Here is a 21,797-nt window from a genome sequence, read left to right on the forward strand (position 1 = left end):
TCTAGGTCCTTCGGGCGTGCAGCAGCAGGATCGACGAGGCGCTCGGCACGGCGCAGGCGAGCCGGTCCAGGGCGCGGAGTGGTCGTGGTACGCCATGGAAGGGCGCGCCCGCGACGCGGACGACGTCGAAGCCGGACGCGGCGACGAACTCCCGCAGGGCGCGCGCGGTGTAGAGCCGCAGATGCCCGACGACCTCGGTGCCGGGGCGGCCGTGGATGCCGCGCAGGCTCACCTCGGAGAAGACGGGCTGCACCCCGGCGAGCAGCAGCCCGCGGTTGTACCAGGCGGCGAGGTTCGGCGTGGACAGCATCAGATGGCCGCCCGGCCTGAGGACTCTGCGCAACTCGTCGAGCGCGCTGTCGGGGTCCACGAGATGCTCGATGACCTCGCTGAACAGCACGGCGTCGGCCGAGCCGTCCGCGAACGGCAGGCCGCCGTCGGTGAGTTCACCGCGTACGACGTACGAGAGATGGGAGTGGGCGCGCTTGAGGGCGTCCTGCGACCAGTCGACGCCGATGACGCGGTGCCCCGCGAGGAACGGGGCCGCGGCCGCCGCCGCGGTGCCGTCGCCGCAGCCGATGTCGAGGACGACGGCGGTGCGCGACGTGGCGGGGCCCAGGGCGTCGGCGAGCATCCGGGCCTGGCGCAGGCTGCGGGCGTCGCCGGACGCGACCGGGACGGACGGGTCCTCGTAGAAGTCCCGCAGATCGCGGGAGGCGCTGCTGGTGGACCTGGTGGACCTGGTGGGCGCTGTCATGACGATGTGCCCTCCTCCGTGGCGTGCAGATAGTGCTCGAAGAGGTCCCGCAGATGGGCCCCGTCGCCGTGGCTGAGCAGCGTCTTCGACCAGCGCAGGGCGAGATGGAGGCGGCCCGCGGTGGACGCGGTGGTCACGGTCAGACCGCGCGGAAGGCGGGCGGGCGCGGAGAACCAGACGGCGTACGCGCGTCCCGCGTCACCGAAGTCGAGCGGGTACGGCACACGGCCGATGTTGCTGAGCAGCGTGGTGGAGGTCCAGGGCCCGGCGGCTCTGCGCAGGCCGCGGGTGAGGGCGGCCCGGACGGTGACGGGAAGCACGGGGGAGGTCAACAGGGCGGCTCCGTGGCCGAGTTGGGGCCGGGTGAGGGCCTTGAGGGCGCGGGTGCGCTCGGAGGTGCGCCGCAGCAGTGCGCCGATTTCCTCGGGTCCCCATTCCTTCCCGGTCAACTCGCCCGCGCTGAAGGGGACTTCGACGAGCCGGGTGCCGTTGCCGATCGGCATCTCCATGTCGCGCGGCCGGTCGTCCACGGGCATGGTGATCCGGAACGGCCGGGGGCGCGAGCCGTGCTCCCGGTTCCAGTGCGCGATCATCAGCGCGGTCGCCACCATGAGCTGGTCGTTCACGGTGAAGGGCGCGCCCTTGGGCCGGTGCGGCACGGGAAGCTCCGCGACGAGCATGCCGTTGCCCGGGGAGGGCTCGGGCGTCCCCTTGGACACCCGGGCGGGGGGTGCCCACCCGGAAGGCGCGTCGACGGGAGCCCGTTCCGCCTCGGGGGCGGGCGACGGGGCCGTACGCAATGGGGGAGGAGCGGCAGGGGAGTTGTCCTGGCCGCCGTACAGCTCGGCGGCGGTCGCGAGCACGCGGAGGCAGGCGGGGCCGTCGAGGGCGGTGTGGTTGATGGTGAGAAAAAGAACGCTGGCTCTGGCGGGGCGCCCTGAGCCGTCGGGGGTACCGGCATCGAGGTGGCCGTCTGTCACCGGCTCCGCCGAGTTCGTCCTCAAACGCCGGACGGGCTGGATACTGCCGTCCTCCCCGGAAGCGATCACCTCCATCCGGATCGGAGGTGAGGCCGACAGCGGCGGCGAGTCGGAGAGGGAGCGTATGCGGGCCTTCTTCAGCGCGTCCCGCTCCGGCGGCGGGAACGTGACGACCTCGACGTCCGGCTCCGCCGTCAGTTCCCACTCGTAGCGGCGGCGGTACCAAGGCCCCCGCGCCTCCCGCATCAGGATGCGCGGGTGGCGGCGCAGGGCCTCGGTGAACGCGGCCTTGAGCCGGGCCGGGTCCGGGGTGCCCGGCAGGTGCACCTCGATGTGCACCGTCTCCGGCTCCTCCTCCTGGAGGCAGTGCCTTGCGACCTCGTCGACGACGGGGAACGGCACGCGTTTCGGCCGCCGTTCGGGTCCGTCCGCGTGACGTGCCGGCTGGTCGAGTGCGGTCATCGCTCGGTGTCCTCCCCCGGGCCTGTCGGGGCCGCGGTCGCCGCGAACCCGCCCGAAGCCTTCGGCCTGCGCCGCCTGAACCGTGTGGTCCGCGTGCCCGGCGGGGCGGGCTCCGGCTGTGCGGAAGCGGGCCCTCGGGCGGAGATGGTCGAACTGGCGGCTTGCGGCTCACCCTCCGACGACTCGTTCCCCGACGGCTCGCTCCCGGTCGCCTGCCCCGAGTTCCCGCCGTCACCCGCATCAGCCCCCGGCCCGCTCTCCCCGCGCTTGCGGCGCGGCAGCGGCTGGGTGCCCAGGTCCCGGTCGGGCCCCAGCGGGAGGGGTCCCGTCGAGGGGTCCGGAGCCGGCGGGGGAGCCGCGGGCGGGGCGGCCTGGGGCGGCGGGCCCCATGGCGTCGCGCCGCCGCTGCCGGGGCCGCCGGGCGAGTCGGGGCCGCCACCGTCAGGACCGGAAGGACCCCCAGGCCCGGCAGCCGCAGCCGCAGGCACAGCAGCCCCCGAAGCGGACCCCACACTCACCAGCGCCGCGAACAGCGCGATGAGCGCCAGGAGTTGGGCCGCGGGACCGAACGCCCCCTCGTCCGAAGCGACCGGCTCGCCCGCACCGATGGCCGCCGCGATGCCCGCCCCGGCCATCGCCACGAAGGCGAGCGGCACGAGCAGCGCGTGGCGGCGCCAGGCAAGCAGGGCGAGCGCGGGCACGATCAGCGCGAACCAGCCCGCGATCACCGCGGCGACCAGCGTCAGCGCGACCGCGCCGAGGACGAGTCCGGGCGCGGGCGGTGCCGTGTCCGGGCCTTCCGGGTTCGGCTCGCGGCGCCGGATCAGGACCAGGGCGACCAGGGCGAGCACCCCGACGCCACCGCCGATCAGGCCGATCTCGTAGACACGCGAGGGCTCGTAGGTCAGCTTGACGGTGCCGCCCTCTCCCTTGGGGATCAGCCAGCCCTGCTGCCAGCCGTCGAGGCGTACCGACGAGAGCTCCTCGCCGTTCAGCGTCGCCTTCCAGCCGTCGTTGATGTTCTCGTACGTCGAGAGATACGAGGCCGCGCCCGAGCCGACCGACACCTCGCGCCGGTCGCCGAGCCAGTCCTTGATGTCCAGGGAGCGGGACTTCCGGTCGATCGCGCCCGGCGTGCCCTGCGTCAGCGAGACGTCCATCAGGGTCAGCGGACCCGCGTCACCGGCCTCGACGGTGTGCTCGCCGGAGCCGAGCGACACATTGGTGTTCTCCTCGCCCCGGCTGCAGAGCGTCACCTCGATGGGACGCCGCTCCACCAGATCCCGCACCGAGCCCTTGGCGCTCGTCGCGTACAGCTTGCCGTCGACGGCGAGCTCCGGGCCCTTGCCGCAGGCGAGTTCGAAGGTCGCGGACGCCTCCGGCTGCGGAGTGCGGTACTTGTCCAGGGCCGGGACGTACACCTCGGTCAGACCCACCGGAAGCTGCAGCTCGGCGTCCGCCACCGGGTTGTGCACCGTCAGCGGCGCGGTCTCGGTGATCGTGATGGTCATCTCGTCCGTGGTGATCGGGGCGAAATGCGCCACGCCGTTCTCGTCGACGCCGGCGAGCGCGGCCCCGTCCGGCGAGCTGATCTCGATCTTCTGGGGGCGCGTAGAGAGACCACCGGCCGCCGGAAGCACGATCTCGTCGATCTCCTGCTTGTCCGGCCACTTCAGATGGACGACCGGAGTGTCGCCGGCGATCCAGCCGGTCGTCAGGTCGCCGTCCGTCAGATTGCGCGGCGACAGACTCCTGCCGAGCCCCGACGTGGAGTCGGCGGTGGCGATGATCTGGTCCTTCTGCTCGGGCGCCACCTGGTAGAGCAGCTTGTCGAGCTCCTTGCCCGGTACGGCGACCGCGCTCGCGGACACCTCGTAGTCGCCCTCGGCGGGCGTCGTGAAGCGGCGGTGCAGGCCCGACTCGGTGTTCACCGGCGACAGCGCGCTCGGGTCCGACGAGCGGTGCATCGAGTACGTCGTCGCGTCGGCGCCGACAGCGGTGTCCCTGGAGGAGCCGCCGGTGTCCGACGGCATCTTCAGGAGCTTCGTCACCTTCACACCGGGCACGGTGATCTCGGAGAACCCGGCACCGGTGAGACCCGCACGCCCGATCTGCGCGTCCAGGATCGTGATCTTCAGCCAACTCGACGCTCCGGCGGGCGACTTGATCCGCTGCCGCATGCCGTCGGGCTGCAGGGTGCTGGTGGCGCTGCCCTGCTCGGTCTCCACCCGCACCTTGGTGGGCGCGGCCCGCACGCCCTCCTGCGGCAGCGGGATGACCTTGATCGAGGAGGGGATCGACTCCTTGGACCGGAACTCGGCCTTGATCCACGAGCCCTTCGGCTTTCCGGGACTGCCCTCGGCCCAGGCCGTCTCGGGGTTCCCGTCGAAGGCGTTCACCGGGTCGTACTGCGGCAGATGGAAGAGCCAGTTGCCGTAGCTCGACGCGGTGACGGACTTTGCGCCGCGCAGCTGCGCCGTCGTCTGGTGCTCGATCCCGTCGGTGGGCAGGATCTGGTGCGGCTTCTTGCCCGGCTCCTGGAGGGCGTCGCTCGCGTTGCGTTCGCCCGGTCCGTACGTATAGGAGGTGTTGTTGTTGACCAGGCCGAAGCGGGTGTCCGCGCGGCGCAGTCCGTCACCGACCGCCTGGAGTCCGGGCGCCCCGATCCCCGGGTGGTTGTCGCCCGTCAGGACGGAGGGGCGGTCCCGCATCGAGGGGTCGGCGGAGAGCGGGAGCAGCGACTCGGGTCCGCCGCTCACCACGGCCGTGTTGGAGACCGCCTTGATCCCGGCCTGGCCGGGGCGCTGTGCGCCCGAGCCGGGGGCGTAGATCTCCACCGCGCGCTCGCGCGGATACAGGCCCTCGACCTGGAGCGGAGTGTCGTTGGGGATGTTCCCGCCGGTCTCGGTGGGACCGAAGCCGGTGACCCGCTCGAATCCCGACTCCTCCAGGGTCCGCTTCACCGTCGCGGTCGGCACGTTGCCGATCTGGTCGGGGTCGAGGTCATTGCGTACGACGACGTAGTACATCCCGGCGCGGGTCAAGTAGTCGCGCAGCCCGGGTACTTCACCGCCCGTGGCGAGCGCCTGCTCCACCGCGTCCATCGCGCGCCGGTTGCCGGGCGTGCCGAACGGGACGTAGTCCCGCTGGGCCCAGCGGGACTCGGCGAGCACGTCGAGGGGCTGGTCGATGGGCGAGCCCCAGGTGTAGATGCCGTGCGCGGTCGCGGGCACGACCATCGCGCGGGAGTCGGGGGAGTACTTCTCCAGCCAGTCGGCCGTCGCCTGCCAGTAGTCGGGCAGCTTCTGGAACGAACCGGGCTGCAGGATCGACCCGTTGAGGTAGGGGAACGCGAGCCCGGGAAGGACGAGTACGGCGGCGATGAGAGGAGCGTACTTGCGGCCCTTCACCGGCCGCGCCCCGCGCGCCTGCGCGGCCACGCCCACCAGATGCATCAGGCCGAAGACCAGCGCGAGCGCGAGACCCGTCTGGAACTTGTAGATGTTGCGGAAGGGGACGAGCCCGCCGTTCAGCCAGCTCTGCACGGTCTCGTGGAAGGGTGCGCCGAACGCGCCGCCGTACCCGGCAAGCGTGACCAGGACGACCGAAAGGACCGTCAGGACGAGCCAGCGGCGCTCGGGCAGATCACGCCGGGCCAGGCCCGCGAGGCCGAGCGCGGCGGCGAGCGCCGAGCAGACGACGACGATCACGGACGTCGCGACCGTCCATCCGGCGGGCAGCCAGGCCTCGCCGAAGTGCAGATAGGCGACCCAGTTGCCGGCGCCGCGCAGCGTCTCCGTGGCCGACATCGTGCCGGTCGTGGTGGCCGAATTCTCCACGTACGGAAGGAAGTTCTCGCCGTAGATGCCGAGCATCAACAGCGGCACCACCCACCAGGCGGTCGCCAGGATCACTCCCGGAACCCACCAGGTGATCAGCTTCCGCTTGCGCGGTCCGTTCGGCCGGGAGAGGAGATAGAGGCCCACCGGGAGCAGGGACGCGAGCGTCGCCGCCGCGTTCACGCCGCCCATGAAGGGGATGAAGAGCGCGGAGCGGCACGCCGCAAGACGCGCGCTGATGCGGTCGTTCGTCAGCGGGAGCAGCACCCACGGCAGGAACGCGCCGGGCAGCGCGGCCGCCGACGTCGACCCGACGACCACGGTGAACGTCGGCCACAGCGCGTACGCCACCGCGCCGAGCAGCCTGCTCGCACTGTTGCCGATCTTCAGCCGCTCGGCGAGCCGCAGCGCACCCCAGAACGCGACCGACACGATCAGCGAGAGCCAGAGCCGCTCCGCGAGCCACACCGGCAGGTGGACGAGCTTGGCCAGGCCGTAGAACGGCAGCATCGGCCAGGCATAGCCGACGTACTGGTCCTGGATCCCGCCGAAGCCGCCCCGGTCGTGCCAGAGCTGGCCGAGATCGGAGAGGAACTGCCAGGGGTCGACGGCGACGCCGAGCTTGGTGTCGAACGTCATCCGCCCCGGTTTGACGGCGAGGAAGAGCACGAGCACAACGGCCCAGAACCCCAGCAGCCAGCGCTTGGAGCGTGGCCCCCGTTCGGGTTCCGGGGCGGCAGTCGTGGGGCGGACTGCCGCCGGGGGTGGGGCCTGGACCGTGGTCATGGACACCGCCTGAGGATGAGGAGGAGATTCCAGGTGGCGAACTCGCGCACGCCGGGCACCTTCGTGATGCCGCCGGCCAGGAACGGCCAGTAGCGGGACCGTGCGGACACGACGGAGACGTCGTCCCTGGCCCGCACCTGGCGCAGCGTGGGGCCGATGTGATGGGCGAAGAGGTTCTCGCCCAGGGTGTGCTTGGCCTTCTTGCCGGTACGCCGCTCATAGCGGGCCCGGGCCCGGTCGGCGCCCAGGAAGTGCCAGGGCGCCCACTCGTGCCCGCCCCACGGCGAGTACCAGTTGGTGAACGAGACATAGATCAGGCCGCCGGGCCTGGTCACCCGCACCATCTCGCTGAGGAACGTCTGCGGGTCGTCCACGTGCTCGAGGACATTGGAGGAGAACGTGACGTCGGCGACGCCGTCCGCGAGCGGCAGCAGATAGCCGTCGGCGACGACCGAGCCCTCGGGGGGCTTGGCGCCGAGCTCCGCCGGGTCCGGTTCGAAGAGGAAACTCTGCGCGCCGCGCCGCCGGAACTCCTCGGTGAAGTAGCCACCGCCGCCGCCGACATCGACGACGATCCGGTCCCTGACCGTGCCGTACGCCTCGACCTGGTCGGCGGCGTCACGGGCGAGCAGCGTGTAGCACCGCTCGGGCTCCTGCTGCTCACGCAGGAAGGCCCGGAAGAGGGTCAGGGAACGGCGCAGCGAAGGGTCCTTCACGCGGACCCCTGGGAGGCGTGATGTGCGACCGCCTCTGCGGCGACCGTCTGGAACTCGCGTACGGAGTTGGCCCAGCGGAAGCTGGCGGCCCGCTCGCCTGCGGCCTTGCCGAAGGCCGTCCGCCGCTCGGCGCTCAGTGCGAGGGCGCACCAGGCGGCGGCGAAGGAACTCTCGCCGCGGGCGAGGAGCCCGGTGACGCCGTCCTCGATGGAGTCGCGGATGCCGGGGACGTCGAAGCCGACCGCGGGGGTGAACCGCGTGGCGGCCTCGGTGACGACCAGGCCCCAGCCCTCCACCGCCGAGGGGTGCAGGAGCAGCCATGCCTCGCAGAGCAGCCGGTGCTTCTCCGCCTCGGAGACATGGCCCCTGAACTCCACGCCGGGCCCCGCGAGCTGTTCGAGGCGGGCCCGTTCGGGACCGTCGCCGACGATCACCAGGCGGCCACCGGTGACGGGTCTGACGCGCTCCCAGAGCCGCAGGAGCAGATCGATGCGCTTGTACTCGACGAGCCGTCCCATCGCGAGGAACAGCGGCTCGTCGGAGCGGGGATGGAGGGGGCCGGGTTCTTCGACCCCGTTGTGGACTATCCGTATTCGCTCCCGCTCCACGCCTATCGCGCGCAGGGCGGTGGCCGTCGACGGCGAGACGGCCACGAGCAGGTTGCCGCGCTGGGCTCCCGAGAGCGACCAGTGCTCGAGTCTTCGCCCGAGCCGGGCCGCGGGGGCGAGCGCGCCCTGGAAGCGCATCCCCCACAGGTCGGTGTGGACGTGGTTGACCAGGCAAAGCGTGGGACCGCGGTGCCACAGCGGCGCCAGGTACGGCATGCCGTTGCAGACCTCGACAAGCAGGTCGCAGTCGCCGACCTGCCGGGCGAAGGCGGAGCGCGAGCGCAGATAGTGACCGAGGTCGCCGCCCGCCGACACCACGCGGTAGTCGCGGAAGGCGGCAGGACCCCCGCACAGCAGGGTGACCTGGTGGCCCAGCTTGCTCAGGCCGTCGGCCAGCCGGTCGACGAGCAGTTCGGACCCGCCCGCGGCCGGATTGCCGAGGTCGCGGCGGGCGAGGAAAACGATCCGGCGCGGCTGTGGGGGAGGCGCCGGAAGGCGCTGCGCGACCCGAGGGGTGGCGGCGCGCAGCGGGGATGGCACGTGCTGGGGCATGCGTGCTCCAACTCGTCAGGGTGCGGATCCGTGGGGGGTGGAACCGGTCGGGTCACTTACGGGGTCGTTCAGGTGCGGGGCCTTGCGGAGGTGCTGTGCTCGGTCTGTGCGGGGGCGGTGCGGGGACTGTGTTCGGGTGGGGTGGATAGTTTTCGCCGCCCTGTTCGACGCGGCTACTCACCGAAGTGATAATTTCCGGGGTTTCATTAGCTGACGTCTCATCACATCGTGGTGGGTTGCAGGGCGCTTGGTGACGTATCGCCATTCGGACGGTCCGGCTCCGCTGCTGAATCCGGCCCTCCGGGACCATGTGCCCCGCTGTCGGACCGCCGTCCCCTGGCGACGAGCACGACTCCCGCGACGGCGAGCAGCGCACCCAGCGCACCCGCACCCACGGGCAGCGTCGTGCCCACCAGCTTCAGCCGGCTGCTGTCGTCGTCGGCGAGACCGACCTGTGTCTTCTGCGTCTTGGCCGTGAACGCGATGCGCTTGCTGTCGAGCAGCACCGTCGCGTCCTTGTCGGAGCCCGGCGCGCGCAGTGTCTTGCGGGGGCCGATCGCGGCGTAGATGATCCGGCCCGTGGTCTTGTCGGCCACCAGTTCCACGCCGTGGTTGGCGTACCACTCCTCGGCCAGCACATTGCTGCGCTTGGGCTGCCCGACCAGGCGTCCCGGCACGAGCCGGGTCCCGGTCTTGGCGGGCTTGACCTTGGCGGTGAAGCGGTATCCCTCGTACCCCTGGATCTTCTTCGTGCCGCGGAAGGTCAGCGGGACGGTCGCGCCCAGGGTGTTGTCCCACCAGACGTACGAACGCTTCTCCACGTCGAAGGGGAACTTGAGGTAGGCCTCGCCCTCGAAGTACGGCTTCTCGCCGCAGCAGTGCACCGGCCTGTTGGTCTCCCGGTCGGTGACCCAGCGCTCCTGGGTGAACTGGAGCGAGTCGTGCGGGTCCGCGGCCGGCAGGGACTTGTCGGGATCGACCGACGTGACCACGTCCCAGACTGCGTGCTCTTTGGTGCTGTCCTCCACGTCGCCGCGTACCTGACGCGTGATCGTGAGGTTCTTGTTATGTACCGTCTTGATCTTCTCGGTGTCGAAATAACTGCCTTTGCCCTTGAAGACCGTAATGGTGTCGATATCGACTGGCGTGCGTTTGGCCCGTGGCTCGACGTACCACGCGAGCAGCGGTGCCAGGACGAGCAGGAAGACGCCGAGTCCCAGGAGGACCAGCGAGAGGGGCGAGGCTGTGCGGCGCATCCGGCACTCCTGAGGGCTGGGGCGAAGGTTACCGAGCCGTATGGGGCCGGAACGCTAGGCGGACCCTTGACTTAGTGTCAATGCATTGATGAGACTGTGCTCTCGCCGGGCGGGGCCGGTAAGGGACTGTGCGAACGCCGGCCGTGCGACCAGGGTGGGGACGGACCTCCAGCAGAGAGGCTGACCCTGACATGCACCGATTGCTCGCCGCAGGACTGACCGCCGTGGCCGCCGCCGCTCTCGCCGTGGCCGCCGCCTTCGGCATCGTCGCTGTCCTGAACGCGACCCCGGACCAGCCCAATACGCCCCTCGTGCACTACGAGCCGCCGCGCGGGGGCAGTGAGTGACCGTGCCCGTGAGCGAGAGCCAGGGGTCGCTGTCCGTCCGTTCCGCCTGGCGGGATGTGCCGCCGATGCTGGTACGGCGGTTCGCCGCGCTCGCCCTGGACGAGGTGCCCGCGCTGGCCCAGGACATCCTGCGGGAGATCCGCGCCGAGTACCCGGGGCTTCCCGTGGTCCTCGACGAATCGGGCGAGCCGATGGCGCTGATCGGCATCCGGCGCGCCCTCGAAGGCTTCGTCCAGCAGATCGCCGCAGGTGAGGGGCGCCCGTGCTACCCCCTGGAGGTCTTCCAGGAATTCGGCCGCGGCGAGGGCCTGCACGGCCGCAGCCTCGACTCGCTGCAGGCCATCTACCGGCTCGGCGTGCGCCTCGCCTGGCGCCGCCTCGCCGAGATCGGCCAGCAGATCGAGATCCCGCCGCCCGCCATGTACGAACTCGCCGAGTCGGGCTTCGAGTATCTCGACGGCCTGGTCGACCAGTCGGTACGCGGCTACGCCGAGGCCGCGGCCCGGCAGGCGGGCGAACGGCTGCGCCTGCAAAGGAAGTTGATGGAGCTGCTGCTCTCCGAGCGGCGCGGCGACCCCTGGACCGGGGCGCCTGCCGATTCCGCTTCCGCCGGTGGCCCGTATTCCGGTTCGGCTCAGCCGGGCGGTGCCCTCGACGAACGGGCCGCCCGCGTCGGCTGGCAGCTGCCCGAACGCGTCGCCGTCGGCGTACTGCTGAGGCCCGCGCGGGAGGCCGTGGCGCCCGCCGTCGGGCAGGGCGTGCTGCTCGACATGGAGACCGAGCAGCCCCGCATGGTCATCCCCGACCCGGACGCGGCCGGGCGCCCCGAACTGCTGCGGCGCGCCATGGCGGGCTGGTCCGGCGCGATCGGGCCGCCGGTGGCACTGGCCGACGCCGCCAAGTCGCTGCGCTGGGCGCAGGCCGCGGTCCGCCTGATGGAGCGCGGCCTGCTGCCCTCCGGCGAGGTCCTGCACTGCACCGAGCACACCGAGGCCCTGGTCCTGCTGCAGCCCGAGGAGCTCATCGACGACCTGGCCCGCCGCTGCCTCGCACCCCTGGCCCACTGCGGTCCCGCACACGGCCGCCGCCTGGCCGAGACCCTCCTCGCCTGGCTGGAGACGCGGGGCGGTGCGCCCGAGGTGGCGGCGCGGCTCGGCGTCCACCCGCAGACGGTGCGCTACCGCCTGCGGCAGATCCGGGAGCTGTGGGGCGACGAGGTGGACGACCCGGACCGCCGCTTCGAGCTCGAACTGGTCCTGAGGGCAAGGAGGTTGCGGGGAGAGCTGGGGCCGGTGGGCCGATCGGCGGCGCGCGGGTAGCCTGCCCGGATGGACATAGCGGTACGCGCGCAGGCAGCACTCGGCGAGGGCCCCACGTGGGACGCCGCAGCCCGGCGGCTCATCTGGGTCGACATCCTGAGCTCACGCGTCCACGGCTACGACCCGTCGACCGGGCACCGCTCGGTCATGGCCACCGAGCAGCACGTCGGCGCCGCCAAGCCCCGCGCGGGCGGCGGCCTTGTGGTCAACCTCCGGGACGGAGTGGGCCTTTACGACGCCGTGTCCGACGGTTCCGCTTTCCGGTGGCTGCACCGCGATGTCGTACCGGGCCGGCGGGGCAACGACGCGGCGGTCGCACCGGACGGCGCTCTCTGGGCGGGCACCATGTTCTACGACGAGACGGCGGGCGCCGCCAACTTCATCCGCGTCACCGGCGACGGCACCGCCACCGAGGTGTTCGGCGACGTATCCGTGAGCAACGGCATCGGCTGGAGCCCCGACGGCCGCCTCATGTACTACATCGACACACCGACCCGGCGCATCGACGTACTGGAGCTGGGCGACGACCAACTCCCGCGCTCCCGGCGCCCCTTGGCGGTCGTCGAGGACACCGCCGGATACCCCGACGGGCTCGCCGTCGACGCCGACGGCTGCGTCTGGGTCGCCCTGTGGGACGGCGCCGCCGTCCGCCGCTACACCCCGTCCGGCGAGCTGGACCGGGTGATCGAACTCCCCGTCGCTCGCCCCACCGCGTGCGCGTTCGGCGGCACCGATCTGCGGGACCTCTACATCACCAGCGCGCGCACCGGACTCGACGCGCCGCACCCGCTCTCCGGCTCGGTGCTGGTGGTGCCGGACGCGGGCCAGGGCGTGGCTCAGGCGGCGTTCGCCGGATAGCGGTGCTTTCAGGCTGGGTTGACCGAGTAGCACCACATCCACCTGGCGCTTTCCGCTGGAACATTCGATTCCGCACACAACCTTCACGGCAGCCGCTTCCTCTGTTCCCCGTGGCTCACCTAGCCTCCATGCCTCATGGACTACTGCCACCCGTGCCACAGGCACCTCAACGGCGCCCTGGCCTGCCCGGGATGCGGAACCCCGGCCGAAGCCTGCCGTGAGTACGTGGAGGCCGTCGACGAGCAGGAAGTGGTGGACGGCCCCGAGGGTGTGTCCGACGCGGCGGCGCCGCGCGTCCGGGGCCGCCGCCGCAAGGAGCGCGGCCGCAAGGCGCACCGGCGCAGGCGCCGCAGGATCCTCCTTGCCACGGCCGGCCTCGCACTCGCCGCGGGAGGCCTGAGCCTGGCCGAGCTCGGCACCGAGGGCCCGTCCGACGACCCCACGGCGGCGTCCGCCGCGGACGGGGGCACGGGCGAGCGCCCCGCGGCACGCGAGTCGGCGGGCCGGGAGGACGAGACGGCGTACGAGGACGAGGCCACGGCGACCGCTTCGGCCAGTCCCACGGCATCGGCGTCCGCGACCGACAAGGACGAGGCGGCGCGGAAGAAGAAGTCCAAGGAGTCCAGGGAGGCGGAGGCGGACAAGGCCGACGACGGGGCCGATTCCCAGGCCCCGGCCACCAGCTCCGCACCGGACACCCCCGACACTCCTCGGACCACGCGCCCAGCGCCCCCGCCGGCCTCGCAGAAGCCCGACCCGAAGCCGGAGCCGACCCCGTCGGAGACGTGCGACCGCTTCCTGTGGTGGTGCACGTAGCGGTTCAGTCCGCCGTGTCCTCCGGGCTCTCGCCGATCATCCTGCGCAGCAGCCCGCGCAACGACAGCCGCTCCTCGTGGGTGAGCTCGGCCAGCGGCTCGCGGGCGAAGCTCAGGGATTCGCGCAGGCTCCGCGCGACCTGCCGGCCCTCGTCCGTGGGGGCGGCAAGCTTCACCCGGCGGTCGGCCGGGTCGGGGCGCCGCTCGACCAGGCCGCGCGCCTCGAGACGGTCGACGATCCCCGTGATGTTCGACGGCTCGCACTTCAGCTTCTGGGCGATGCGCCGCATCGGGACCGGTTCGAGCGAGAGAAGGCCGAGGACGCGCGCCTGCGCCCCGGTGAGGGCGTGCTCGCCCGCCGCCTCCTCGTACTCCTCGTGGTAGCGGGCCACGACCGTGCCGATCAGCTCGACGACTTCGAGCGTCAGGGGGTCGGTGCGCGGAGGGCGGGAGCTGCTGGTGGCCATGGCACCAGACTACCCGGTTACTTGACATCATCAAATATCTAGGCGCATGGTTGTTTCACCACATGAAGCATTTTGGGGCGGCGGTCCGCCGTCCCAGCCGGAAGTACCAGGAGGACGCCCCGCATGTCCGTCACCCCCGAGTCCGCAGAGCTCCCCGCCGTCAGCCGTGAATGGCACCTCGTCCGGCGCCCGCACGGCTGGCCGGTCCCGGAGGACTTCGCGCTGCGCGAGGCCCCCGTCACCGCCCCGGCCGACGGCGAGGTCCTGGTCCGCAATCTGCACTTCTCCGTGGACCCGTACATGCGCGGCCGCATGAACGACGTGAAGTCCTACACGCCGCCGTTCAAGCTGGACCACCCCATGGAGGGCGGCGCGGTCGGCGAGGTCGTCGCATCGAACGCCGAGGGCCTCGCCGTGGGCGACCACGTCCTGCACTTCGGCGGCTGGCGCGAGTACGCGACCTTCCCGGCCAAGCACGCCACCAAGGTGGACGGCAAGGCCGCGCCGCTCTCGGCGTACCTCGGTGTGCTCGGCATGACGGGCCTGACGGCGTACGCGGGCCTCTTCGAGGTCGCCTCCTTCAAGGAGGGCGACTCGGTCTTCGTGTCCGGCGCAGCCGGTGCCGTCGGCGCCCAGGTCGGCCAGATGGCCAGGCTCAAGGGCGCATCGCGGGTCGTCGGCTCGGCGGGCTCGGACGAGAAGGTGAAGCTCCTGGTGGAGGAGTACGGCTTCGATGCGGCGTTCAACTACAAGGACCCGCGCCCGGTGGTCGAGCAGCTGAAGGAGGCCGCCCCCGACGGGATCGACGTCTACTTCGACAACGTCGGCGGCGAGCACCTCGAGGCGGCCATCAGCCGGATGAACGTGCACGGCCGCGCCACCATCTGCGGCATGATCGCCGGCTACAACGACACCGAGCCGACGCCGGGCCCGCGCAACATGGCCATGATCATCGGCAAGCGCCTTCGCCTGCAGGGTGTGCTCGTCGGCGACCACGCCGCGCTGCAGCCGCAGTTCGTCGAGGAGGTCGGCGGCTGGATCCGTTCCGGCGAGCTCAAGTACAACGAGACGTTCGTCGAGGGCGTCGAGAACGGCGTGGAGGCCTTCCTCGGCATGCTCCGCGGCGAGAACACGGGAAAGATGATCGTTTCCCTCGTCTGAGCCCCTGTGCTGGGCCCTGTGTCGGGCCCCGTGCTGGGCCTCCTGAGGCGGGCGGCGGATGGCCACCTTCCGGGCCGCCTTCCGGCATCCGATAAAGTCTTTCCAAAATGCCGCACTGCGGGCGCGCAGAGCGGCTCGTCTCAGGAGGAACCGGCACTTATGTCCATCCAGCAGATCGACGTCAAGTACACCGCCGTCGCCACCGCCGAGAACGGCCGTGACGGCCGCGTCGCCACCGACGACGGCAAGCTCGACGTCGTCGTCAACCCGCCGAAGGAGTTGGGCGGCAGCGGCGCCGGCACCAACCCCGAGCAGCTCTTCGCGGCCGGCTACAGCGCCTGCTTCCAGGGCGCGCTCGGCGTGGTCGCCCGCAAGGCGAGCGCCGACATCTCCGGCTCGACCGTGACCGCGAAGGTCGGCATCGGCCAGAACGAGGCCGGCGGCTTCGGCCTGGAGGTCGCGATCACCGCCTCCATACCGAACGTGGACGCGGCCACCGCGCAGTCCCTGATCGAGCAGGCCCACCAGGTGTGCCCGTACTCGAGCGCCACGCGCGGCAACATCAAGGTGGAGCTGGCGACCGCCTGACCCGCGCTGCGTGTACGTGACGAGGGCCGCATCCCGAAGCGAGGGTGCGGCCCTTTGTCATGCAGTTGTCATGCGGTCCTGTCGGTGATAGCCGCCGTATGGATGGCCCGTACGAGACGCTCGTCCTCCGGGGGCGGTCCGCCGGGGAAGGGGAACCTGCGCCGCGTGTAGCCGTACGCGAGCCCGCTGCGCGGATCGGCGAAGGCCTGCGAGCCGCCCACGCCCTTGTGCCCGATGGACCCCGCGCCGAGGAACGGGTACCCGGCTTCGGCGGTGTTCTGGAACCCCACCCCGAACGATTTATGGGCCTGCGACACCAGGTCGTACCCGTTGGAATGGATCTGCCCGAACTCGGCCACGGTGTCCGCCTTCAGGAGCGGCTCACGCCCGTCGAGCCCGCTGACCGCCGCCGCGTACATCCCGGCGAGACCGCGCGCGGAGGCGACACCGCCGACGGAGGCGGGCCCCTTGGCGCGTACGAGGCGGGAGTTGGGGAGCGACTCCAGGTCGGTGGGCCGGGTGCCGTTGCGGTTGAAGGCGATGGAGTTCAGGGTGTCCGGCTGCGGCGGCTGTGCGTCGAGGAAGGCGCGCTCCGTGGCCGAGGGGATCATCGGCAGCACGGAGCGGAAGCGGGGTTCTTCCGCCTCGGGGAGGCCGAGGTGGAAGTCAAGACCGTAGGGGGCGCGGACGCGCTCCTCGTAGATGTCCTGCAAGGTCCGCCCGGTGACCCGGAAGACGACTTCACCGGCGAGCGCGCCGATGGAGAGCGCGTGATAGCCGAAGGCGGTACCGGGGCGCCAGTAGGGGCGCTGGGTCGCGAGGCGGGCGGCGATGGCGCGGTCGTCGGCGATCTCCTCGGGGCTGAAGCCCCTGTCGGCGCCGACTATGCCCGCGCGGTGCGACAGCAGCTCCCGGAGGGTGATGCCGCCCTTGCCCTCGGCGCTGAACTCCGGCCAGTAGTAGGCCACTTCCCTGTCGAGGTCGAGGACCCCGTCTTGCACGAGCAGGGCGGTCGTGAGGTGGGCGGCGCCCTTGGTGGACGAATACACCCCGAAGAGCGTGTCACCGTCCGTGTCGGGCCCCACCCACAGGTCGACGACCTGCCTCCCCCTTACGTACGCGGCGAGCTGCGAGGCATGCTCGGGCTTCTCCCCGGCGAGGAGAGCGGCGAACTCGCCCCGAGCGGCTTCGTATCCGGCTGCGGTGGTGCCGTGCACCTTGATCTCTCGGGTCATGTGTTCAGAACCTCCCTGCGGGTGGAACCGCGGCCAAGAGCACTCTTCTTCCCCAACCCCGCCCCTTCCCGAAACCGGGGCTCCGCCCCGGACCCCGCTCTACACCGCCGCTTCGCGGCGGATCTTTCCCGCCCGCCCGCCCGATTGCCCCGCAGTTGCCCGCCCACCCTTCAGCCCGTCCGGCGTTTGAGGACGAACTCGGCGGAGCCGGTGATCTACGGCCACCTCGCGGCCGGCGGAGCCGGAAGTGATTCGGGTAGGGGCGGGGTTGGGGAAAGAACCGCCGGAGGCAGACCTCAGCCCACGCTCAGCAGCGCCCTCCCCACCTGCGGAAACATCCCCTTCGGATGGTCACGGAACAGCGGCTCGGTGCCGAAGAGAACGACCCGCGACCCCGCCGCGGAACCACTCACCACAGACGCCCGCCCCGCCGCATCCCCAGGACCACCCGCCCCGTCCACCGGCCGCCAATGCCCGGACAGCAGCGGATTCCCGCCCCCATACGACTGCTCGACCCGCACCCCACTCCCCAACTCCGAGAACCACATGGGCGCGTACACGAACGAATGCGACGGCGCCCCCCGGGTCAGCGGCCCGGCATTCACCACCCGCACCACCCCATTCGCATCCCCGTTACCGGAAACAGCCTTGGCGGCAAGCAACTTGGCATCGGAGTTCAACGCGGCACCCTCCGAACCGCGCCCGACGACCCCGCCGCCCCCGGCGAGGAACCCGTCAAGCCCGTCCCGCGCACCCGCGTTCAACTCCCCGTAGGAAAGCCCGGCCGAGACGAACAACGCGTCCACGCCACCCGACTTCTCCCAGTCGAACCCCGCGTTCAGCACGGCGGTCGAAACCGGCACCACATCGAAGTTCATCTCCCGCAGAGCGAACAGCTCACCCGGCGTCGCGGCCGCCGCGACCCGCGTGCGCCGCACCACCGCCCCCGCCTTCGCCTTGGTCGCGTCGAACGCCACGTCGTACTTCTTCGCCGCGGCGAAAGCCGCACCCCGCGCCTTCGACGAGAGGATCACGCTGCCGTCGTCCCCGGCGGCACGCCGCACCGAAACCCCGCGCCCGAGCAGCCAGTTGAGCGCGGCCACCTCCCGCGCGTCGTCGAGCCGAAGCCGCAGATCCCCGCGCGGCGCGACCCGCCCGACCCGCGAGGGCTCGTGAACGGCCTTGGCGGGGACGCCGTCGAGGCCGCCGCCCCGCACCGAGTCGACCGTGGCGCCCCACAGCCGCCCGAGGCTCCACCCGGAGATGTCGTACATCGTCGACACCTTGTCGCTGATGTCCCGGCCGTCGGCGAGCATCACATTGGCCAGACCGCGCTTCGGCTGACGCATGTCGATGACGTACGAACCCTTCTCGTACGAGGTCCCGCCGAGCCGGAAGTCGCGCGTCGCACGCTCCACCCGCACGTCGTTGTCAAGCAGATGCCGCACCAGCCGCGATGCCGCCGCCGCCGAGCGCTGGTCGCGCGACCCGGCCGGGATGACGTACGCACGCGGGAAATCCGTGGTGTACACGTCCTCCGGGCCGATGCCCGGAACCCCGGGCACGGTCTCCGGCGACACCGGCACCTGCGCGGCACCCGCCGCGCCCCGCCGGAACGTCTCGATCTGGTCGGCCAGCACCGAAGTGCGGTGCTCCTGCGTGTAGTTGAGCGTCGCCGACATCGCCGCTCCCGCGATGTCCACGTTGATCGCCGACCGGCGCCGCAGCTCCGGCACCGGGAGGTCGTCGTACTCCTCGTTGTTGACGACCATCGGGAACTCGATGGTGTGCGCGGCGACCGTGCCGTGGAACGGCATGTACTGCGGGGTGAAGATCGGCGGCCAGTCGTCCCAGCCCTCCTCCTGGTCACGGAAGGGGATGACCGCGGGCTCCACGCCGTCCTTCTCGGGGGTGTAGCCGAGGCCGTTGACCGCGGCTTCCATGCCGAGGGCGTTGGCGTAGGTGTTCTTCAGGAAGAGGTCGTACTCGTAGTTCTCGCCGTGCGGCGGAGTCGTCGGCTCGATCAGTGTGCCGTTGACGTATCCGTGCAGGTCGATCATGACGGCCGGCTGCTTCGTGATGGCGATGTCCCGCATCGCGCGGGGCTCGGGCTGCGACGCGGTGATGAAGTCGCGGTTGAGGTCGAAGCCGTTGGCGTTGGCGCGGGTGCCCGCGATACGGCCGTCGGGGTTGGCCGTGACGTTGAAGTAGAGGCGGTTGTGGGCGAGGAGGTCCTTCGACTTCTCGTCCTTGGCCTTCGCCAGCTTCTCGATGAGCTTGAGGGCCGCGTCCGTGCCCTCCCACTCGTTGCCGTGGATGTTGTTGTTGATGAAGACCGGTGTCTTGTACGAGGACTTGACCGCCGGATCCTTGGCGGCGGCCTCCGGCGCGTTCTCGATGAGCTCGCGCATCCGCTCCTGGCGGGCGGCCTCCTTGGCCGACTCGGGCGCGGTGACGGTCACCAGGTAGAGCTGGTGGCCGCCGGCCGAGCGGCCCGCGATCTCCACGCTGACGCGGTCGCCGATGCCCTGGATGTCGTTCAGCTTCGGGGCTATGGAGTGGTAGGGCGCAAGGCCCAGTTTTATCGACTTGTCGTCAGGGTTCGCGGGCGGCGGGGTCAGCTTCTGTTCGCGCGGGTAGCCGCGGTTCCTCGTGTCCGTGAGGCCGGTGCTGCCGCTCGCGTCGTCGAGCGCACGGTCGGCCGCGCTCGCCGGACCCTTGGCGGCCCGCTCGGTGCTGCTGAGCGGCGAGCCCTCGCGGTGGATGTCGCGGCCCGGACTCGGGTCGGCGGTCGCGCTGCCGGGTGCGAGCGTGGTGAAGACGAGGGCGCCCGCGGCGGCGAGCGTGGTGAGCAGGACGGGTCTGGACGGCCGGGATGGCCGGGATGGCCGGGATATGCCCATACGTACCTCCGGAATCGGATCGGTACGCGTGGTCTACCGTTTCAACCCCCGCACAACAAGAGGGCCTTGGGCCCCATCCGTCACTCCTGTGACCGGCGGATAGGCTGTGCGCATGCGTGATCTAGGACGGGGCTTCGGCTACTTGATGAAGGGCCAGCGCTGGGTCGCCCAGCATGGCAAGCAGTATGGAGTCGGCCTGTTGCCCGGCCTGATCACCCTGCTTCTCTACGCGGGGGCGCTCGTCGCGCTCGGCCTGTGGGGCGCGGACTTCGTCGACTGGGCGACGCCCTTCGCCGACGACTGGTCATCGCCGTGGGCCGGGCTGTTCCGCGGCTTCCTGACCGCGCTGCTCTTCGCGCTCGCGCTGCTCCTCTCGGTGCTCACCTTCACGGCGGTCACCCTCCTCATCGGCCAGCCCTTCTACGAGTCGCTCTCCGAGAAGGTCGACATCTCCGTCTCCGGGTACGCCCCCGAGTCGGGCCTGCCGCTCTGGCGCGAACTGCTGATCTCGGCGCGGGACAGCCTGCGCATCCTCGTGCGGGCACTGGTCTGGGGCGTGCTGCTCTTCGCCCTCGGCTTCATCCCGGTCGTCGGCCAGACCGTGATCCCGGTGGTCGGCTTCTGCGTGACGGGCTTCTTCCTGGTCGAGGAGCTGACGGGGGTGGCACTGCAGCGGCGGGGCGTCGAACTCCGCGAGCGGCTCGCGCTGTTGCGCGGCCACAAGCAGCTGGCCTGGGGCTTCGGCACCCCGCTCGCTGTCGCCTTCCTGGTGCCGTTCGTCGCGGTGTTCCTGATGCCGGGGGCGGTCGCGGGGGCGACGCTGATGGCGCGGGAACTGGTGGGGGAGGACACCGCTGCCACCGCTGCGGCGGACGACCCGGACGACGCTACCGCCGGGCGTTCATAGCGGCCGTCAGGATCTGCCGTACCTGCGCGATGATGTCGAGCCGGTTGCGGACGAACTCGGGATCGGTGACCTTGCCGGTCGCCGGGTCCGTGTTGCCGGCGCCGAACTGCAGCACGGGCGTGTGCACATGGCCGCCCGGCAGGCTCTCGTGCAGCCCGAGGCGGTCGCGGAGCAGCGTCGCCCGGTAGGCGATCTCGTTCGACAGGTAGTTCCCGCCGCCGCCCTCCCGCGCCGTCGAACCCGCGGTGGGCCCGTCGGGGCGGACCACGGGATCGGTGCCGCCCGCCGGGATCTCGGTCACCGACGTGTTGTCGTACACGGGGAAGCGGCCCGTCGCACCGTTCACGATCTCCTTGTACGGGAGGGTCGTCGACGTCCACTGCGGCTGTGTGGCCGGGTCGGTGACCGGGATCGTCTCCGTGCGGGCGATGGTCTCGTTGTCGGGGAATCCGCCGCGCCAGGCCCCGTTGGTCCGCTCGATGTCGAAGCGGCCGACGCGGCCCTGGCTGATGGTGGTGAACAGGTCGACGCGCGGCAGCTTGTCGCGGAGGACCCGCTCGACCGTGCCGTCCGCGAAGTCCTGCCAGCGGACGGGGAAGACGGTCGTCTCGACGCGGGCGGGGCCGTCGGCGGTGTCGATGACGGTGCCGTCCAGGGCGAGCGCGGTGGCGCCCGAGGGGTTGCTGATGCGGACGTCCCGGTCGAGCGTGAAGGGGTCGAAGCCGGTGACGAGGATCCGCTTGATGCGGTGACCCGCGGCGTCCGTCTTCGGACGGCTCGGGTAACGGATGGAGTCGTGCCCGCGTGATGTGGTCTCCAGGGCCCGTATGAGAGCCGCCTGCCGGTCCCTGCCGACCCCGAAGTCGTGCTCCGCGTCCGACCATTGGCGAAGCTCCCGTGTCATCGCGATGCGGGCCCAGTACAGCGGCCGGTCGTCGTCCCTGCTCAGGTCACCGGCCGCGGGGCCCCGGCCCTGTGCCCGGTCGACGGCACGCTTCCACAGTGCGGAGCCCTGACGTACGACGATGCGCTCGGCCTCGCCGTACGACTGCGCGCGGTCGAGCGCGCGGGCGAACTTCGGTGCCACGGCGTCGAATCCGCTGCGCCGCAGGATCTCCTGCGGGGCGGCGCGGTCGAGCCGCTGCTCCTCGACCGAGGCGGTCTTTTCGGCGGTGGCTGTGGTGGACGCCGCCGCGGGCGCGGTCGCGGCGGCGAGCAGCAGGGCGGTGCCGACCGCGGTG

General features: G+C 71.4%; 17 protein-coding genes. 7 read left to right on the plus strand and 10 right to left on the minus strand.

What is annotated here, in order from left to right:
• Position 1 precedes the first annotated feature (1 nt).
• The 6 genes from AB0G47_RS00700 to AB0G47_RS00725 form a co-directional block, all read right to left on the minus strand.
• On the minus strand, positions 2-757 hold the full coding sequence (locus AB0G47_RS00700) for a class I SAM-dependent methyltransferase (protein ID WP_360762483.1): 756 nt from the start codon (positions 755-757) through the stop codon (positions 2-4).
• Positions 754-2,199, minus strand: a complete 1,446-nt coding sequence (locus tag AB0G47_RS00705) for a condensation protein (protein WP_360762486.1) — start codon at positions 2,197-2,199, stop codon at positions 754-756. Before AB0G47_RS00705 ends, AB0G47_RS00700 begins: the two co-directional genes overlap by 4 nt.
• A complete protein-coding gene (locus tag AB0G47_RS00710) occupies positions 2,196-6,824 on the minus strand; it encodes a DUF3367 domain-containing protein (RefSeq protein WP_360763879.1) in 4,629 nt (1,542 codons plus the stop codon). The genes AB0G47_RS00705 and AB0G47_RS00710 overlap by 4 nt, the downstream gene beginning before the upstream one ends.
• The gene (locus AB0G47_RS00715; protein ID WP_266867377.1) at positions 6,821-7,540 is read right to left on the minus strand and encodes a class I SAM-dependent methyltransferase; all 720 of its coding nucleotides are present in this window, start codon (positions 7,538-7,540) and stop codon (positions 6,821-6,823) included. The genes AB0G47_RS00710 and AB0G47_RS00715 overlap by 4 nt, the downstream gene beginning before the upstream one ends.
• The gene (locus tag AB0G47_RS00720; RefSeq protein WP_360762490.1) at positions 7,537-8,700 is read right to left on the minus strand and encodes a glycosyltransferase family 4 protein; all 1,164 of its coding nucleotides are present in this window, start codon (positions 8,698-8,700) and stop codon (positions 7,537-7,539) included. Before AB0G47_RS00720 ends, AB0G47_RS00715 begins: the two co-directional genes overlap by 4 nt.
• A gap of 221 nt (positions 8,701-8,921) precedes the next feature.
• On the minus strand, positions 8,922-9,956 hold the full coding sequence (locus tag AB0G47_RS00725) for a DUF3068 domain-containing protein (protein WP_360762493.1): 1,035 nt from the start codon (positions 9,954-9,956) through the stop codon (positions 8,922-8,924).
• Between the two features lie 191 nt (positions 9,957-10,147).
• On the opposite strand from AB0G47_RS00725, the gene AB0G47_RS00730 reads away from it, so the two are divergent.
• The 4 genes from AB0G47_RS00730 (at position 10,148) to AB0G47_RS00745 (ending at position 13,296) form a co-directional block, all read left to right on the plus strand.
• Entirely contained in the window at positions 10,148-10,303 is a 156-nt protein-coding gene (locus AB0G47_RS00730; RefSeq protein WP_360762496.1) for a hypothetical protein, read from the plus strand.
• A 65-nt stretch (positions 10,304-10,368) separates the two neighbouring features.
• The gene (locus AB0G47_RS00735; protein ID WP_360763881.1) at positions 10,369-11,622 is read left to right on the plus strand and encodes a helix-turn-helix domain-containing protein; all 1,254 of its coding nucleotides are present in this window, start codon (positions 10,369-10,371) and stop codon (positions 11,620-11,622) included.
• Positions 11,623-11,631: 9 nt separating this feature from the next.
• Positions 11,632-12,480, plus strand: coding sequence for an SMP-30/gluconolactonase/LRE family protein (locus AB0G47_RS00740; RefSeq protein ID WP_360762499.1), 849 nt, complete (start codon positions 11,632-11,634; stop codon positions 12,478-12,480).
• 135 nt (positions 12,481-12,615) lie between these two features.
• A complete protein-coding gene (locus AB0G47_RS00745) occupies positions 12,616-13,296 on the plus strand; it encodes a hypothetical protein (RefSeq protein WP_360762502.1) in 681 nt (226 codons plus the stop codon).
• 4 nt (positions 13,297-13,300) lie between these two features.
• On the opposite strand, the gene AB0G47_RS00750 is transcribed toward AB0G47_RS00745, so the two are convergent.
• Positions 13,301-13,762 (minus strand): MarR family transcriptional regulator, encoded by a 462-nt coding sequence (locus AB0G47_RS00750; protein ID WP_360762505.1) that lies wholly within the window; start codon positions 13,760-13,762, stop codon positions 13,301-13,303.
• Positions 13,763-13,885: 123 nt separating this feature from the next.
• Between AB0G47_RS00750 and AB0G47_RS00755 the strand changes: the two genes are divergently transcribed.
• Positions 13,886-14,923: an NADP-dependent oxidoreductase gene (locus AB0G47_RS00755; protein WP_360762507.1), complete on the plus strand. Its 1,038-nt coding sequence runs from the start codon at positions 13,886-13,888 to the stop codon at positions 14,921-14,923.
• Between the two features lie 159 nt (positions 14,924-15,082).
• Positions 15,083-15,511 carry an organic hydroperoxide resistance protein gene (locus tag AB0G47_RS00760; RefSeq protein WP_360762510.1) on the plus strand — a complete coding sequence of 143 codons (429 nt, stop codon included), beginning with the start codon at positions 15,083-15,085 and terminating at the stop codon, positions 15,509-15,511.
• Positions 15,512-15,579: 68 nt separating this feature from the next.
• Here AB0G47_RS00760 and AB0G47_RS00765 read toward each other — a convergent pair whose 3' ends face one another.
• Entirely contained in the window at positions 15,580-16,746 is a 1,167-nt protein-coding gene (locus AB0G47_RS00765; RefSeq protein ID WP_360762512.1) for a serine hydrolase domain-containing protein, read from the minus strand.
• Positions 16,747-17,042: 296 nt separating this feature from the next.
• Complete coding sequence (locus tag AB0G47_RS00770; protein WP_360762514.1) at positions 17,043-19,649, minus strand: M14 family zinc carboxypeptidase; 2,607 nt, start codon at positions 19,647-19,649, stop codon at positions 17,043-17,045.
• 112 nt (positions 19,650-19,761) lie between these two features.
• Here AB0G47_RS00770 and AB0G47_RS00775 point away from each other — a divergent pair, with 112 nt between their 5' ends.
• Positions 19,762-20,556 (plus strand): EI24 domain-containing protein, encoded by a 795-nt coding sequence (locus tag AB0G47_RS00775; protein ID WP_360762516.1) that lies wholly within the window; start codon positions 19,762-19,764, stop codon positions 20,554-20,556.
• Here AB0G47_RS00775 and AB0G47_RS00780 read toward each other — a convergent pair.
• Positions 20,537-21,778, minus strand: a complete 1,242-nt coding sequence (locus AB0G47_RS00780) for a pyroglutamyl peptidase (RefSeq protein WP_360763882.1) — start codon at positions 21,776-21,778, stop codon at positions 20,537-20,539. The genes AB0G47_RS00775 and AB0G47_RS00780 overlap by 20 nt on opposite strands.
• Positions 21,779-21,797: the final 19 nt, after the last annotated feature.

The sequence above is a fragment of the Streptomyces sp. NPDC021622 genome (genome assembly GCF_040640795.1).
Taxonomy (GTDB): domain Bacteria; phylum Actinomycetota; class Actinomycetes; order Streptomycetales; family Streptomycetaceae; genus Streptomyces.